18 protein-coding genes are annotated in these 15,564 nt (G+C 59.6%); 4 read left to right on the forward strand and 14 right to left on the reverse strand.

The features are described from left to right. Positions 1-27: 27 nt before the first annotated feature. Positions 28-987, reverse strand: coding sequence for a M29 family metallopeptidase (locus V6M90_RS11325; protein ID WP_003175757.1), 960 nt, complete (start codon positions 985-987; stop codon positions 28-30). A gap of 74 nt (positions 988-1,061) precedes the next feature. After that, positions 1,062-1,199 (reverse strand): hypothetical protein, encoded by a 138-nt coding sequence (locus V6M90_RS11330; RefSeq protein ID WP_332846485.1) that lies wholly within the window; start codon positions 1,197-1,199, stop codon positions 1,062-1,064. Between the two features lie 649 nt (positions 1,200-1,848). Between V6M90_RS11330 and V6M90_RS11335 the strand changes: the two genes are divergently transcribed. Then, positions 1,849-3,270 carry an amino acid permease gene (locus tag V6M90_RS11335; RefSeq protein ID WP_305427706.1) on the forward strand — a complete coding sequence of 474 codons (1,422 nt, stop codon included), beginning with the start codon at positions 1,849-1,851 and terminating at the stop codon, positions 3,268-3,270. Between the two features lie 263 nt (positions 3,271-3,533). Here the strand turns inward: V6M90_RS11335 and V6M90_RS11340 are convergent, their stop codons facing one another. Both V6M90_RS11340 and V6M90_RS11345 read right to left on the reverse strand, forming a co-directional pair. After that, positions 3,534-3,860, reverse strand: coding sequence for a DUF7683 domain-containing protein (locus V6M90_RS11340; protein ID WP_258317780.1), 327 nt, complete (start codon positions 3,858-3,860; stop codon positions 3,534-3,536). 138 nt (positions 3,861-3,998) lie between these two features. Next, positions 3,999-4,376, reverse strand: coding sequence for a c-type cytochrome (locus V6M90_RS11345; RefSeq protein WP_332846509.1), 378 nt, complete (start codon positions 4,374-4,376; stop codon positions 3,999-4,001). Positions 4,377-4,446: 70 nt separating this feature from the next. Here V6M90_RS11345 and arfB point away from each other — a divergent pair, with 70 nt between their 5' ends. Next, positions 4,447-4,860: an alternative ribosome rescue aminoacyl-tRNA hydrolase ArfB gene (gene arfB / locus V6M90_RS11350; RefSeq protein WP_042945196.1), complete on the forward strand. Its 414-nt coding sequence runs from the start codon at positions 4,447-4,449 to the stop codon at positions 4,858-4,860. Here arfB and V6M90_RS11355 read toward each other — a convergent pair. From V6M90_RS11355 to V6M90_RS11370, 4 genes are all read right to left on the reverse strand, one after another. After that, a complete protein-coding gene (locus V6M90_RS11355; protein WP_003175751.1) occupies positions 4,857-6,053 on the reverse strand; it encodes an MFS transporter in 1,197 nt (398 codons plus the stop codon). The genes arfB and V6M90_RS11355 overlap by 4 nt on opposite strands. Before the next feature lie 96 nt (positions 6,054-6,149). Next, positions 6,150-6,332, reverse strand: coding sequence for a hypothetical protein (locus V6M90_RS11360; RefSeq protein ID WP_332846486.1), 183 nt, complete (start codon positions 6,330-6,332; stop codon positions 6,150-6,152). A gap of 74 nt (positions 6,333-6,406) precedes the next feature. Then, the gene (locus tag V6M90_RS11365) at positions 6,407-6,535 is read right to left on the reverse strand and encodes a hypothetical protein (RefSeq protein WP_003175749.1); all 129 of its coding nucleotides are present in this window, start codon (positions 6,533-6,535) and stop codon (positions 6,407-6,409) included. Positions 6,536-6,651: 116 nt separating this feature from the next. Continuing rightward, complete coding sequence (locus V6M90_RS11370; RefSeq protein WP_003175748.1) at positions 6,652-6,963, reverse strand: DUF962 domain-containing protein; 312 nt, start codon at positions 6,961-6,963, stop codon at positions 6,652-6,654. 161 nt (positions 6,964-7,124) lie between these two features. Here V6M90_RS11370 and V6M90_RS11375 point away from each other — a divergent pair, with 161 nt between their 5' ends. Beyond that, positions 7,125-8,183 (forward strand): AraC family transcriptional regulator, encoded by a 1,059-nt coding sequence (locus tag V6M90_RS11375; protein WP_332846487.1) that lies wholly within the window; start codon positions 7,125-7,127, stop codon positions 8,181-8,183. On the opposite strand, the gene V6M90_RS11380 is transcribed toward V6M90_RS11375, so the two are convergent. The 3 genes from V6M90_RS11380 to V6M90_RS11390 all read right to left on the reverse strand — a co-directional run bounded on the left by V6M90_RS11380 (position 8,140) and on the right by V6M90_RS11390 (position 13,386). Next, on the reverse strand, positions 8,140-9,594 hold the full coding sequence (locus tag V6M90_RS11380; protein WP_003175745.1) for a TrkH family potassium uptake protein: 1,455 nt from the start codon (positions 9,592-9,594) through the stop codon (positions 8,140-8,142). The two genes, V6M90_RS11375 and V6M90_RS11380, sit on opposite strands and share 44 nt — an antisense overlap. A gap of 269 nt (positions 9,595-9,863) precedes the next feature. Further along, entirely contained in the window at positions 9,864-11,207 is a 1,344-nt protein-coding gene (locus tag V6M90_RS11385) for an imelysin family protein (RefSeq protein ID WP_003175744.1), read from the reverse strand. A gap of 127 nt (positions 11,208-11,334) precedes the next feature. Further along, a complete protein-coding gene (locus V6M90_RS11390) occupies positions 11,335-13,386 on the reverse strand; it encodes a putative bifunctional diguanylate cyclase/phosphodiesterase (protein ID WP_141063317.1) in 2,052 nt (683 codons plus the stop codon). 186 nt (positions 13,387-13,572) lie between these two features. Between V6M90_RS11390 and V6M90_RS11395 the strand changes: the two genes are divergently transcribed. Then, positions 13,573-13,743 (forward strand): hypothetical protein, encoded by a 171-nt coding sequence (locus tag V6M90_RS11395; protein ID WP_003175741.1) that lies wholly within the window; start codon positions 13,573-13,575, stop codon positions 13,741-13,743. Positions 13,744-13,786: 43 nt separating this feature from the next. Here V6M90_RS11395 and V6M90_RS11400 read toward each other — a convergent pair whose 3' ends face one another. From V6M90_RS11400 to V6M90_RS11410, 3 genes are all read right to left on the reverse strand, one after another. After that, the gene (locus tag V6M90_RS11400; protein ID WP_003175740.1) at positions 13,787-14,011 is read right to left on the reverse strand and encodes a hypothetical protein; all 225 of its coding nucleotides are present in this window, start codon (positions 14,009-14,011) and stop codon (positions 13,787-13,789) included. Between the two features lie 148 nt (positions 14,012-14,159). Beyond that, positions 14,160-14,756: a superoxide dismutase gene (locus V6M90_RS11405; RefSeq protein WP_003175739.1), complete on the reverse strand. Its 597-nt coding sequence runs from the start codon at positions 14,754-14,756 to the stop codon at positions 14,160-14,162. Positions 14,757-14,933: 177 nt separating this feature from the next. Then, the gene (locus tag V6M90_RS11410; RefSeq protein WP_305427705.1) at positions 14,934-15,536 is read right to left on the reverse strand and encodes a LysE/ArgO family amino acid transporter; all 603 of its coding nucleotides are present in this window, start codon (positions 15,534-15,536) and stop codon (positions 14,934-14,936) included. Positions 15,537-15,564: the final 28 nt, after the last annotated feature.

The raw sequence follows: 15,564 nt of genomic DNA on the forward strand, positions 1-15,564 counted from the left end.
GATCTTCATTTGATTCGAAATGGGTGCTCAGAACGCAAAGGCGCCATCGAATACCGGCTTGTCATCCAACGCCAACACCCCGCTGGCAAAGATCAGATCCAGGTGATGACTGCCTTTCTGCCCGCCGCCCAGCCCCAGGTGCAAGCCGCAATGGCGCTCCTCAAACCCGGCATTGCGCGCATATAAATCCTTGACCCCTTCATTGGTGCCAATGCCCAGTTCCTCCACCCGACGGTTGGACGGGTTGGCATTCAGGTATTTGTTGAAGTCATCCACCAGCCCCGGCACCTCGCTGGCCACGCTGCAGACGGTCGAGTTCTCGATCCACAACTCCAGCGGCGACTCCAGCACGCCGTATTTGCGTGCAAACGGGATAGTGCTGAGAAAGGTGCCGACAAATCTCACCTGGCCATTGATGGCCTCACTGTGGGTGGCGATTTCGCCGGGTGCCAGGTCGTGGTTGCCGACGCCGTTGATATTGGTCCACTTTTTGATGCTGCTCATCGGCGCTTCAAGACGTGAGCCGTGTTTGTCGGTAAAGCTCAGCACGTTGGCCTGGCCCATGCGCCGGATCAACGTGGCGTTGAGGTCGGCGATGCGCTGCGGCTCGACGCTGAAGGTGTCGTAGAAGTAGTCGCCGTAGTCCTTGAACAGCAGGGATTTCTTCCAGTGTTCGGCCATCACCCCCTGCAGGGCGCGGATAAAGTCCGGGCCTTCGGCGCGTGGGTTGGGCAGTGTCGAGGCGTCGTAGAGAAACAGGTACAGGTCGCAGGCTTCGATGGCCTTGGCCAGGGTATCGCTGGCGGCCAGGTCCAGGCGCTGTACCTGGAAATTGAAGCGGGCGGCGCTGCTGTGGGTGATGGCGTGAGCAATGGCGTCGTAACGCTCGGTATGGCCCAGCAGCACAGTGGGGCAACTCAGGCCGTTGAGCGCTGGGTGATGGGCGAGGTAGTAAAGAAAGTGTTCGACGGCGCGGGCCTTGTCCATGACGGGTGTCCTTGTGTGCCTTGGGTAAGGGGGGCAGGTGCCGTGCACAGCACCTGCCGAATGCCTGTCGCGTCTTAGAAAGGCCACATCGCGGTGCCGAACGGCACGACGGCGTCGGCCTGCATCATTTCAACGGCGGCCTCATGGGTCGGCGCTTCAAGCCAATCGTCGAGTTGCAGTTCGGTTTCCAGGTCGTTTTCCAGTGCTTGCATGGTGTATCTCCTAGAGGACGGTGTTTGAGAACGGCTTGCCAGCGGGCTTCGCTGGACAAGTGGAATGAACCTAGGAGAGCTTGTTGGTTAATGCAAAAAATTTATTGACACGGTCTCATTTGGATTTTTTCTTCTGTTTTTTCACCGTGAGTTTTTTATTCAGTAAAAACAATGAGCTGGCGCGGGTAATGTTTCGGAAATTTCTTACCGACATTTTTCCGTTTGCCGAAGGTCGACAGCTTGGCTGTAACGCTTATTTTCCACGGTGTAACGATAAATTTACGAGAAGCGCTCGGCATTATTGGGCCGCCTTTCGTCGTAACGAATGCCTGACAGATTGTCGCGTGCACTGTTGCAGGGCGTTCGCAAGCGGTCGAGCGGTGTACAATGCGCCGCGTTTTACTGTGACCCCTTGCGTAACCACGCAAAAGGCCAAGACCTCAGGGTTTACCCACCCTGATCACTCCGCCCGGCCACGAGCCCGGCGGGTTCGATTTCGTCACAGATAAAAACAAACAGGTGACGCATGAACGTTGGAAAAACGCTGTACTCCTGGTGCCTGCGCTGGGGTTTGAGCGGCGCTGCTTGAGTCGAGATTCAACGCAGCAACGTGCATTCACATCATCAAACCTTGCGTGAGACCCTTTTCATGAGTGGACCCCATTCTTCTTCAGGCGAGCTGAAACGCGGCCTGAAAAACCGTCATATCCAGTTGATCGCCCTCGGTGGCGCCATCGGTACCGGCCTGTTCCTGGGCTCGGCCGGGGTGCTCAAATCCGCCGGTCCGTCGATGATCCTGGGCTATGCGATCTGTGGCTTCATTGCCTTCATGATCATGCGCCAGCTCGGCGAAATGATCGTCGAAGAGCCGGTTGCCGGCTCCTTCAGCCACTTTGCCCACAAGTACTGGGGCGGTTTCGCCGGGTTCCTGTCGGGCTGGAACTGCTGGATCCTGTACATCCTGGTGGGCATGTCGGAGCTGACGGCCGTCGGCAAGTACGTGCACTATTGGTGGCCGGAGATCCCGACCTGGGTCTCGGCGGCGGCGTTCTTCGTGCTGATCAACCTGATCAACCTGGCCAACGTCAAAGTGTTCGGCGAGGCCGAGTTTTGGTTCGCGATCATCAAGGTGGTGGCCATCGTCGGCATGATCGCTCTGGGCAGCTACCTGCTGGTCAGCGGCAGCGGCGGCCCGCAAGCCTCGGTGAGCAACCTGTGGGAACACGGCGGTTTCTTCCCCCATGGCGTCGGCGGCCTGGTAATGGCCATGGCGATCATCATGTTCTCCTTCGGCGGCCTGGAAATGCTCGGCTTTACCGCTGCCGAAGCCGACCAGCCGCGCACCGTGATCCCCAAGGCGATCAACCAGGTGATCTACCGCATCCTGATCTTCTACATCGGCGCCTTGGTGGTGCTGTTGTCGCTGACGCCGTGGGACAGCCTGCTGGCCACCCTCAATGCGTCCGGCGATGCCTACAGCGGCAGCCCGTTCGTGCAGGTGTTCTCGATGCTGGGTAGCAACACGGCTGCGCACATCCTCAACTTCGTGGTCCTGACGGCGGCCTTGTCGGTGTACAACAGCGGCACCTACTGCAACAGCCGCATGCTGCTGGGCATGGCCGAGCAGGGCGATGCGCCCAAGGCCCTGTCCCGGATCGACAAGCGCGGCGTGCCCGTGCGTGCGATCCTCGCCTCGGCGGCGGTGACCCTAGTGGCGGTGCTGATGAACTACTTCGTCCCACAACACGCGTTGGAGTTGCTGATGTCGCTGGTGGTGGCCACGTTGGTGATCAACTGGGCGATGATCAGCTTCTCGCACTTCAAGTTCCGCCAGCACATGAACCGCACCGGCCAGGTGCCGTTGTTCAAGGCGCTGTGGTATCCGTACGGCAACTACCTCTGTCTGGCGTTCGTGGTGTTTATCCTGGTGATCATGCTGATGATTCCGGGGATCCAGGTGTCGGTGTACGCGATCCCGGTGTGGGTGGCGTTTATGGCGGTGTGTTACTGGTTCAAGAACAAGCGCAGTGCCGAAGCGGCGTTGGCGACGGCGAGTGCGGTGTTGAAGTAAGCGAAATATGCAGGCTATGTGAAAACGCTGCCTGCACCGGCTGAGCAAATGCCCTGAGTTGTCGGGGCATTTGCTTTTCAGGGATGAAAAAAACAGATCTGGACGTCTGGTATTTCCAGTGCTCACTTGTTTCAAAGACGTTGATGTTTAAACGACTACTTTTTCCACCATGGCAGGGCGCCATGAGCCGCACAGTTGCACTCACTCCACTTATTTCATCTGCTGCCATACATTTCACGTCTACACAGCGCGGCCATATAGCGTCATTCACTACAAGACAACTGAAAAGTGTAGTCCGGGCTATTGAAGGTCTTGCCGGTCATGCTTTCAAGAAGGCCGACTTGCTCTGGTGATAGGTCGTACTCATAGATCGCATCTTCAGGCTCGCTCCAGGACATTAGCTCCGATAATTTGTCGTACTGGTCGGCAGGAATTTCAATACTGAAAGCCAACTCCTCGGTTTTTTTATCAAATGCAAGAATTTCATGCTGCATGTCTGAGGCTCCTATCAAAATTATTTTGGCGTGGTTCGGCCTGGCTCGGCGTCCTTTGTGCGCTCTGCCGTTTTTCGGATAGGAGCGTTCAGACATGACGGGCTCACTTCCTTGTGTGGGGGAGTGAGCCTACGAGGGAGGGTCAAGGAGCTGGAATCGGCAATATTCGATGGGAAACGTGGGAAAAGTAGACGGAAAATTCAGGGTGTTTCGAATACATTTTTTAAGAGCCATTCACCGGCTTTTTAAAATCACACCACTCATGTATTGATTCAAATCGCGAAAATCCTCAACGCTCCACGCATGCGGCGGTACGCGCACACCGTTCTCCTGCAATGTTTTTGGAATCAGGTTCCCATTGGGACGAAGGATGACCGAAGACACAATAACGCCCGGATACTCAGCCAGGCGTTTTTTGAACGCGGGGGTTGTGAGGTCAGGGGTAGGCGGGCTGCTTTTCCTGGCCAGTGGTCCCGTTGCCTTGAGATCCGCTCCATGGCACATGGCGCATCGCTGTGAATACAGAGTCTTGCCGTTGGCACTATCGGCGAAGGAATGCGAAGTTTGAATGAGTGCTAAAGTGCCGAGCAAAGCGATCAAGGGTATTTTCATTCCACGGGTGACCTTGTTGCCTATGTTGTTATCCACGATTGGCTTATCCGTTGCCTAAGGTTTTTGAGTGATGCTGGTCATTTCCAACAACGTGCACCTGCCCGATGCCGAAATCGAGCTGACTGCCATCCGTGCCCAGGGCGCCGGTGGGCAGAACGTCAACAAGGTGTCGAGCGCGGTGCACCTGCGTTTTGATATTCCGGCGTCGTCGCTGCCGGATTTCTATAAAGAGCGGCTGCTGGCGCTGCGTGACAGTCGCATCACCAGCGACGGCGTGTTGATCCTCAAGGCCCAGCAATACCGGACCCAGGAACAGAACCGCGCCGATGCGTTGGAGCGCCTGGTGGAACTGATACTTAGCGCCACCAAGGTGGAGAAGAAGCGTCGCCCGACCAAGCCCACCCTGGGCTCGAAAAAGCGTCGCCTCGAATCCAAGACCAAACGCGGGAGCATCAAGGCCGGGCGCGGCAAGGTCGATTTCTAAGCGTCGCGTGCCTCGCGCGCCTTGGGCGCCTGCCGGTACAGGTACACACTCAGCAACAGGCCACCCAGGGCGGCGAGGGCGGCGAACAGGAAGATCGACGCAAAGCCGAAGCCTGCCGCTACCGCCCCGGCCAACGGGCCGGTGATGCCCAGGGACAGGTCGATAAACAATGAATAGGCGCCGACCGCCGAACCCCGGCTGGACGCAGGCACCAGGTTGACCGCCTCTACCCCCAGGGCCGGAAACACCAGGGAAAACCCAAAGCCGCTCAACGCCGCGCCGGCCAGGGCCAAATTGGCATCCGGCGCCAGCCATAGCAACAGCAGGCCGAGGATCTCCACCGACAGGCAGGCGATTGCCACGCGAAAACCGCCGATACGGTTGATAAAATTGCCGAACAACAGGCGTGCGCCGATAAAACTGGCGCCGAACAGGCTCAGTGCCCACACCGCGTTATCCCAGTGCTGGGTGGTGTAATACAGGGTGATGAAGGTGGCGATGGTGCCAAAGCCGATCGAGCCCAAGGCCAGCGCGCAGCCGTGCGGGAGTACCCGACCGAGGACATTCATGAACGGCAGGCGCACGCCGGCGACAATCGGCGCGGCGACCTTGTTCCACCCCAGCAGCAAGCCCACCGCCGCCAGCAGGATAATGCTGACGCCCATGCTCCACAGCCCGAATTGCCTGACCAGCAACACTCCCAGCGGCGCACCGACCGCCAGCGCGCCATAACTGGCGATGCCATTCCACGAGATGACCTTGGCGGTGTTGGCCGCGCCCACCCGGCCGATGCCCCAGCCGATGGCGCCCGAACCCACCAGGCTTTCCGCGCTGCCCAGCACCAAGCGGCCAATCAACAGGCTGCCCAGGCTCAAGGCCGGCAGGCTTGAGGACCATGCCGCGATCAACATGAACACACCGCTCAGGCCGCATCCCGCCAGGCCGATCAGCACCGCTCGCTTGCTGCCCAGGTTGTCGATGAGTTTGCCCGCATACGGTCGGCTCAGCAGGGTGGCCAGGTATTGCACGCTGATCACCAACCCGGCAATCACCGCGCCATAGCCCAGTTCGCTGTGGACATAGCCCGGCAACACGGCCAGAGGGATGCCGATATTCAGGTAGCCGATAAAGGTGAACAACACGATGGAAACAACTTGCAGCGTGACCGCCATGGGGCGCTGGGTATCTGGCATGGGGAGAGGTCCACTGTCGCAGCAGGTAAAGATAGGCTGCTAATGATAGCGGTGCTTTGACCCGAGCAGGGCGGTAAAACGCAAAAACGTCAGAGGTCAGGGCTTGGCGGGGGCCAGCAGTTGAGTGGTGACCAATGCGGCCAACGCGTTTTCCTGGGTGCCGAAGCGCTTGAGCAGCACCGCTTGCTTGTCGGCGCTGAGGCGGTTCCACACCTCGACCATCTGCAAGGCTGCATCGAGGACGGCGGTGTCCCGGGTGTCGGGGAGGATATCGGTCATGGCGGGTACCTCGGGTGATTCAGGCAGTGTGGAAAGCGCTCAAAGCTGCGCTTTCCACACGGTCTGGTACGGCGTCAGTCCTGGCGTTCGCTGTCGACTGGTTTGGCTTCTTTGGCCTCAGGCTGCTTGGGGCTGGCCTGTTGCGGTGTTGGCTGCTCAGTTTCGTGCAGGCTTGGGAAGGGGAGATTAGGTATCTCGTGCATCGTCGTCGCTCCTCGCAAAGTCTGTTTTTTCAATCGCAGGTGAGTCCGCGCTCTCAAAAAGCCTTCGCAGGATACAACACTGTAAATGACAAAAAGACTTTTATCTCGACGAGGAGCTAGAACGGCACCTTGCCCAGAATCATGTCGCGGTACATCACAAAATCCCCCAGCAAGCTGTAGAACGGGTGCTTGAAGGTCGCCGGGCGGTTCCTTTCGAAGAAGAAATGCCCGATCCAGGCAAAGCCGTAGCCGGCAATCGGCACGGCCAGCAACAAGCCCAGTGACCCTTTGCCGATGGCGTAGGCCAGAATACCGATCACTAATGTGGTGCCGATAAAATGCAGGCGCCGGCAGGTGCTGTTGCCGTGTTCGCGTAGGTAATACGGGTAAAACTCGGCAAAGCTGTTGAATCGATTGACGTTTTCCACAGTGACCGGCCCTTTGATTGTTATACCGCTCAACGGATGTTCGGCGGGGAGCTTATTTAAGTCTAGAGTGATCAGTGGTAACGGCCAGTGACATTGGATGCCACTTTAGTATCCTTGGCTTCCTGGCTGCCGTTTTCAGCCTGCTTTATTAAGAAGACGCCATGAGCGAACGAACAACTTCTGCAAGCTGGGCGATGGGGATAGTCAAGGCACTGGAAATGGACGGCCTTGATTGCCGCAGTCTGTTCAAGCAACTGGGCCTGGATTACGCCGCCCTCAACGACCCCGACGCCCGTTTTGCGCAGGATTCCATGACGCGCCTGTGGCAGCGCGCGGTCGAGCTGTCGGGCAACCCGGCGATCGGCCTGAACATGGGCAAGGTGGTGCGCCCGGCGTCGTTTCACGTCGCCGGTTACGCTTTGATGTCCAGCAACACACTGGCCGAAGGCTTTATGCGTCTGGTGCGCTACCAGCGGATCATCGCCGAAAGCGCCGACTTGAGCTTTCGCCTGTTGCCCGAAGGCTATGCGCTGATTCTGACGGTGCATGGCGATCATCTGCCGCCCACCCGGCAAAGCGCCGAAGCCTCGCTGGCTTGTGCTCTGGCGCTGTGCGGCTGGCTGACCGGGCGCACCCTGCAACCGCGCAAAGTCATGTTGCAGGGTGAGCCTCGGGTGGACCTGGCCCCTTACAAACAGGCGTTCCATGCCCCGCTGGAGTTCAATGCGGTGTACGACGCGCTGATCTTCGAACGTGCCGACATGGACGCACCGCTGCCCACGGCCAATGAAGCCATGGCGCTGCTGCATGATCGGTTTGCCGGTGAATACCTGGCGCGTTTCTCCGAAAGTCGTGTGACCCACAGGGCTCGCCAGGTGTTGTGCCGCCTGTTGCCCCAGGGCGAACCCAAGCGCGAAGTGGTGGCCCAGACCCTGCACCTGTCCCAGCGTACCTTGCAGCGGCGTTTGCAGGAGGAGGGCACCAGTTTTCAGACCCTGCTCGACGACACCCGCCGCGAACTGGCCGAGCAATACCTGGCGCAGCCGAGCATGACCCTGCTGGAAATTGCCTATCTGTTGGGGTTTGCCGACCCCAGTAACTTCTTCCGCGCGTTTCGCCGCTGGTTCGATGCCACGCCCGGCGAATACCGGGCGCGGTTGCAGGAGACATCGACGGTCAGTGACGCCAGAACGCCGGGATGCACAGAACAAAGACTGTGATGATTTCCAGCCGGCCCAGCAACATGCCCAGCGACAGAATCCACTTGGCCGCATCCGGCAGGCTGGCGAAGTTGCCGGCCGGGCCGATGGTTTCGCCCAGGCCCGGGCCGACGCCGGACACGGTACTGGCGGCGCCGGTGAGTGCGGTCATCCAGTCCAGACCCAGCAGCGACAAGGCCAGGGCGATGGCGCAGATGGTGATGGCAAAGAAAAACGAAAAGGTCAGGATCGAACGCACGATCTCTTCGTCGAGACGATGACCGTTGTACTTCTGCTTGATCACCGCGCGGGGGTGAATCAACTGGTTCAAGTTGGCCTTGAGCAGGATATAGGCGACCTGGAAGCGGAAAATCTTGATGCCCCCCGCGGTGGAGCCGGAACAGCCACCGATAAAGCCCAGGTAGAAGAACAGCATCAGCGAGAAGTTGCCCCAGAGGCTGTAGTCCCCCAGCGCAAAACCGGTGGTGGTGACCACCGAGGTCACGTTCAGCGCCACGTGGCGCAGGGCCTCCAGCCAATGCAGGTTGGTGGTCCACCAGTACCAGGTGCCGAGCACCAGCCAGGTCACCACCAGCAGCCCGAGCAGGCCCTGCACTTGTTGGTCCTTGATCAGTGCCTTGCGGTTGCCGCGCAAGGTGGCGACGTACAGGGTGAACGGCAGGCTGCCGAGGATCATCACCACCACCGCCACCCAGTGCACCGCCGGTTGTTTCCAGTGGGCCAGGGATTCGTCGGAGGTGGAGAACCCACCGGTGGAAATCGCCGACATCGCGTGGTTGATCGCGTCGAACAGGCCCATGCCGGCCCACCAGAACGCCAGGCTGCCGAGGATGGTAATCCCCACATACGCCGCCACGATCAAGCGCGCCACCATGTGCGAGCGCGGCATGACCTTTTCCGAGCGGTCCGAGGACTCGGTCTGGAACAGGCGCATGCCACCGATACGCAGCAGCGGCAGGATCGCCACCGCCATGCCGATAAAGCCGATACCGCCCAGCCAGTGCAGCAGCGAGCGCCACATCAGGATGCCCGGCGACATGCTGTCCAGCCCACTCAATACCGTGGAGCCGGTGGCGGTGATGCCGGACATGCTTTCGAAGAACGAGTCGGTGTAGCTGATGTGCTGGGTCAGCAGGAACGGCAGCGCGGCGAACACGCACACCACCAGCCAGCTGGTGACGGTGAGCAGGTACATGTCGCGCGGACGCAGGTGCACATGCTCGGGGCGACCGGGGATGACCAGGGCCAGGCCGGCGACAAAGGTGATCATGCTGGCCCACAGGAACGAGGGCAGGTCGCTGGTGCGTTCGAAAATCACCAGGGTGGCCATGGGCACAACCATGGCGATCGCGAGGGTGATCAGGAAGATGCCGATGATGAAACCGATGATACGTAGGGTCGGCAACGCCATGAAGTTCGCTCGATAGAGGGCAGAGGCGCCATTCTACCTGGGGTGCAGGGCATGTAAACCGGCGTACTTGGGACGATCTGGAGCAAATGAGGGGTCGGTGCGACGATTCGACTTGCTCCCGATATAGGTGGTTCAGCAGATACTTCCTTCACTGACACACCGCTATGGGGGTATGAACCCTCCCACAGCGTTTTGTGGTGGTTATTGGGCCGTGAAAGGCAGGCATGAAAAAGGCGACCCGAAGGTCGCCTCATTCAACACAGCACCACTCAGAACTCGTGATCAGCGCTGTCCGGGTTCAGGTCGCTGATGCCCAGCTTGCCGGCCGCGGCTTCGATCGAGCCGGTCTGCTTGACCAGCGCCGCGATGGCGTCGCGCACGATCTGGTTGCCTGCCTCGTTACCGGCGGCGATCAATTGGTCGTAGTGCTCACCCTTGTTGGCGTGATCAACCATGACCTGGATCTTCGCCTCGGTGGCGGCCAGGTCGGCCTTCAACGCGGTATCAGCAGCCGGGTCGGCCTTGGCCACCAGGGACGACAGGCTGGCGCCGGTCATTTTGGTGCCGTCGACGCGGGTGTACTCGCCCAGGTAGACGTTGCGGATGCCCTTGGCGTCGTAGAAGTGCGAATTGTGAGTGTTGTCGCTGAAGCAGTCCTGCTCGTCTTCCGGCGAGTTGGCTTCCAGGGACACTTTCATACGCTCACCGGCCAGTTCGCCGAGGGAGAGGCTGCCCATGCCGAACAACATTTTGCGCAGGCCGTCGGTGGCAGGTTCTGCCTCGAGGGTGGCGCGATAGTTGTCTTCGACGTTGGGTTTCCAGTTGCCGACCATTTCTTCCAGGTCGCTGACCAGCAGTTGGGTCACGGCGCTCAGGTAGGCGCGACGACGCTCGTTGTGGCCGCCGGTGGCACCGCTACCGGTCAGGTAGTCCGATGCGGGACGCTTGCCTGCGCCGGGGCCGGTGCCGTTGAGGTCCTGGCCCCACAGCAGGAATTCAATGGCGTGGTAGCCGGTGGCGACGTTGGCTTCGGAACCGCCCAGCTCATTGAGGCTGGCGAGTTTTTCCGGGGTGATGACTTTCACGTCGATCTTGTCTTCGCCGATCTGGATCTGGGTGTTGGCGATGATGTTGGCGGTAGCGCCCGGGTTGCCCAGGGCATGCTCGTAGGATTTGTCGGTGTAGTCGATCAGGCCTTCGTCCAGCGGCCATGCGTTCACCTGGCCTTCCCAGTCGTCGATGATGGTGTTGCCGAAGCGGAATACTTCGCTCTGCAGGTACGGCACGCGGGCGGCAACCCAGGCGGCGCGGGCGGCTTTCAGGGTTTCGTCGTTCGGCTTGGCGAGGAACGCGTCGATCGCGGTCTGCAGGGTTTTCGCGGTGGATTCGGCGTCGCTGTACACCGCGAAGACCATGTCGGCGTAATGCGCGACCACGGCTTTGGCGGCGGTTTCGTCGACCTGGCCGGCAGGGGTGGCAGCCGCTGGAGCGGTAGTGCTGGCAGCCGGGGTCGGCGCCTGGTTGGCTGCGGGCTTGTCTTTACCTTCGCCGCAACCGGCGAGAGAAATGGCAATAGCCAGCAGACTGGCGGTGGCCAGGGGCATACGAATCATGGCGAACATCCTGCTTCGGTTGTTGATAGGACGCGCGGGGGGGCGCAAAAACTGCGACATAATGCGAAAGATTTGCATTTTGTGTAAAGGGTTATACGCGGGAAATATTAACTATCGTTTCGCCCTGTTACAGAATCATCGCGTTGTCCCGCTCGGCCTGCTTCAAAAAAGCCGCCAGCTCCCGAGCCTGCAAGGGTTTGCTGTAGTAGTAACCCTGACCTTCGTGGCAGCCTTCGGAGATGATGTAAGCCTCCTGTTCCGCGGTTTCCACGCCTTCGGCGATCACCTGCATGCCCAGGCTTTTGCCCAGTTGGATAATCGCTCGCACGATGGTTGCATCGTCGTCATCGTCCAGCAGGTCCTGGACGAAGCTCTTATCGATCTTGATCTTGTCCAGCGGCAGGCTTTTCAGATAGCTCAGCGACGAGTAACCGGTGCCGAAGTCATCGATGGCGATCAACGCCCCGGAACGGCGCAGGCTCAGCAGGTGCTGGGCGGCGGTGCTGATGTCTTCCATCAGGCCGGTCTCGGTGACTTCCAGCTCCAGGCTGCGCGGCGGCAGGCGGTAGATCTGCATCAGGTTGTTCACCACGCGGGGCAGCTCGGTGTGGTGCAACTGCACGGTAGACAGGTTGACCGCCATGCGCAGGCCGGTGAACCCCTGGTCGTGCCATTCGCGCAGCTGGCGGCAGGCCTGGTCCAGCACCCACTCACCGATGGGAATGATGGTGCCGTTCTGTTCGGCCAAGGGAATAAACAGGTCCGGCGGCACCAGCCCGTGTTCCGGATGTTGCCAGCGAATCAGCGCTTCCACGCCCACCACATGCTGGTCGCGGTAACTGATCTGCGGTTGGTACACCAGGTGAAACTGATCGCGGCTCAACGCCTCGCGCAGGTCTTTTTCCAATTCGCGGCGCCGGCGCATTTCGCTGTCGACGCTGGCGATATAGAACTGATAGCGGTTGCGCGAGCGGCTCTTGGCCAGGGTCATGGTCTGCTCGGCTTTTTGCAGCAGCTTCTCGGTGCTGTCGCCATCTTCGGGGAACAGGGTGATGCCGATGGTGGCACGCAGGCGGATCGGTTCCTGATCGAGGGCGAACTCCGCTTCCAGGTCGTCGAGGATACTTTGCGCGAGTTCGGCGGCTTCGTAGGGTTGGTCGATATTGGCCTGGACCAGGGCAAACTGATCGCCGCCCAGGCGTGCCAGGGCGCCGAGGCGGCCGCTGTGGGCGCGCAGGCGGTCGGCCAGGGCCAGCAGCAACTTGTCGCCGGCCTGGTAGGTGAATTGCTCGTTGACGCTTTTGAAGTCATCCAGCCCCACGCACAACACGGCCACACGGCGCTGCCGGCGGCCGGCGTCGATCAGGATCTTGTCCAGTTGCTCCTGCAGTTTCTGGCGGTTCGGCAGGCCGGTCAGGAAGTCGTACTGGGCCATGCGCAACAGGCTGCTTTCCGCTTCGTGACGTAAGTGAGTGTTGCGCTCGATGGATTCGAGCAATTGGTTGGCGGTGTTGATCCACAGCCCCAGTTCGTTGCGCTCATGACCCTTGAGCTGCGGAATCTTGTGTTCGCTGGGGCGGTCCGGATTGATTGAGGTCAGGTGTTCGATGATTCGCGACAGCGGTTTGGTCAGCAGCCAGTGGTAGACCAGGTACAGCACCAGGCCCAAGGCGAGCGCGCGCAGCACCCCGGAAATGAAGATGATCACCGAATTGACAATAAATCCCTGGCCATAGGTGGCGGTGTCGAGGGTAATGCTCAGGTCACCGTAATATTCGCTGTAGGGGCCTTTGCCGACCAGGCTGGTGGTAAACGTGCGTTCCTGGCCAAGAATCAGGTCGGTCAGCCAGCGGCTGGAGGATTGCTGCAGCGCCCGGCTTTTTTCCGCCAGCATGGTTTCGTTGGGGTGGCCGATGGAGGCCATGCGCACGGCATCGTCCTGGAACAGCCCTTCGATCACCTGCATGCCCATCTCGCGGTCCAGGCTGTAGACGGCCTGGGTCGAAGGGTCGCGAAACATGTCGAGGATGCGCTGGGCATCACCGGCCACGGTCTGGCGCGTCTTATAGGCATCAAACACGATCTGGGCCACGCTCAGCGCCACGCCCACGATCAATGCCGACAGCAGCACCACCCGTAGCAACTTCACCGACAAGCTGTGTTTGAGTTCCAGCTTCAAAGGGGCATTCCTTGTCTCACGCGGGTGGCCTTCAATATGCCATGAGTATTGGCAATCTGGTAAGGGCCGTCAAAGGGACATTGGAAGACGCGTGAAATGGTGTGAAACCAGGAACCAAGTCTTGGGAAATTGCCACATAGGCCACGAGAGGAATAAGCCTTTCGGTCAATTTCGGAGTTTGTATTTATGATCGCAGCAGGAGCAGCAACAGCCGGCATCGCAGCGCTGGCCCCCATCGTATTGCCGTTGGCGGCTCAAGTAGCGGGGATGGCGGCGGATACTGCAAAGCAAGTGCTGGACCGCGCGGTGAATTTTGCCGATAGCAACATGAGCCAGCAGAAGCAAATTCGCTTCTGATAGCCAAGGGTGGCAAAGAGAGCGCTCTCTGCCACCCTTTGTTCTACTGTTTGAACGTGATCATCAGCTTTTCAATTTTTGCGTCTTTGGCAAATTCAATGGATTTGCTTGGCTGCGTCTCTTCTTCAGTGCCTATCTTCTTTGCGACGGCATCCGCGAACGGTTGGATCAGCGGCGTCACCGCTTTGACAATATCGCCAACCACCGGGAGTGCCGTTTTTAACAGGTCGCCTACTACGGGAAGTGCTGCCATTGCGCCGATTGCCATTGTTATTTCTCCGACAGGTTAGAGAGATCATTTCGTCTCGATGACTACGTGGCAATACACAATGACGGGGTTCCTGCGCAGGCATGACAATTTATGACAGCACAAAAAAGCCCGGCAATCGCCGGGCTCTTTTTACTGCAAGCGTTGCTTAGGCAGTGAAGGTCTTGCCTTCGAACTGCTCAGCCACGAACTTCCAGTTGACCAGGTTCCAGAACGCTTCCACATACTTTGGACGCACGTTGCGGTAGTCGATGTAGTAGGCGTGTTCCCACACGTCGCAGGTCAGCAGCGGAGTGTCGCCGTTGGTCAGCGGGTTGCCGGCGCCGATGGTGCTGGCCAGGGCCAGGGAACCGTCAGCCTTTTTCACCAGCCAGCCCCAACCGGAACCGAAGGTGCCGACGGACGTCTTGGTGAACTCTTCCTTGAACTTGTCGAACGAACCGAACGCCGCGTTGATGGCTTCAGCCAGTGCGCCGGTAGGTTGGCCGCCGGCGTTTGGCGCCAGGCAGTTCCAGTAGAAAGTGTGGTTCCAGACCTGAGCGGCGTTGTTGAAGATGCCGCCCGAAGAGGATTTGACGATCTCTTCCAGGGTCTTGCCTTCGAACTCGGTGCCAGGCACCAGGTTGTTCAGGTTCACGACATAGGTGTTGTGGTGCTTGTCGTGGTGGTATTCCAAGGTTTCCTTGGAGATGTGCGGCTGCAGGGCATCGTGTGCGTAGGGCAGCGGCGGCAATTCGAAAGCCATGATGATTCTCCTAATCAGGTCAGTTGCGGTGAGCGCAAGGCCGATCACGGGCGGCCAAACAAGCGCCGGGGAGTTTGTACTCTTTGCGGCGCAGGGGCAGGATCATAGCACCGGGGGTGCGGCAAAACCACGCAACAACTGTGTGGGATAGAGGTTCCAGAGCCTTTTGGAATAAGTTCACGGCGCGCTTATTAATTGGTAGGCCACGCTGAACATCATCGCCGCCACCAACAGGTCCAGCAGGCGCCAGGTCGCCGGGCGTGCCAACCACGGTGCCAGCCATGCCGCGCCCACGGCCAGGGTCATGAACCACAGGAACGAAGCGCTGGCGGCGCCGGCCACGTAGGCGCCGGGGTCGGTTTGTTGCGCGCCCAGCGAACCAATCAGCAATACCGTGTCCAGGTACACGTGGGGGTTGAGCAAGGTGACCGCCAAGGCACTGAGCAGTACCGCGCGCAGGGAGCGCATCTTGATATTGGCGCCTTGATCCAGGCTCTGTGTCGAACAGGCTCGACGCAATGCCGACACGCCATACCACACCAGGAACGCAGCGCCGCCCCAGCGCGCCACGCCCAACAGGATCGGGCTGTGAGCCAGCACCGTGGCCAGGCCGAATACGCCTGCGGTGACCAGCAACGCGTCGCAAATCACACACAGCGCCGCCACGGGCAGGTGATGTTCACGGCGCAGACTCTGCGCCAGCACGAAGGCGTTTTGCGTGCCGATGGCCATGATCAGGCCGAGGGCCACCAGCAATCCGTTCATATAGCTTTGCCACATAGATAAGATCCTCTCAACGATGCTGGTC

It is taken from the genome of Pseudomonas lactucae (assembly GCF_036688725.1).
Lineage (GTDB): Bacteria > Pseudomonadota > Gammaproteobacteria > Pseudomonadales > Pseudomonadaceae > Aquipseudomonas > Aquipseudomonas lactucae.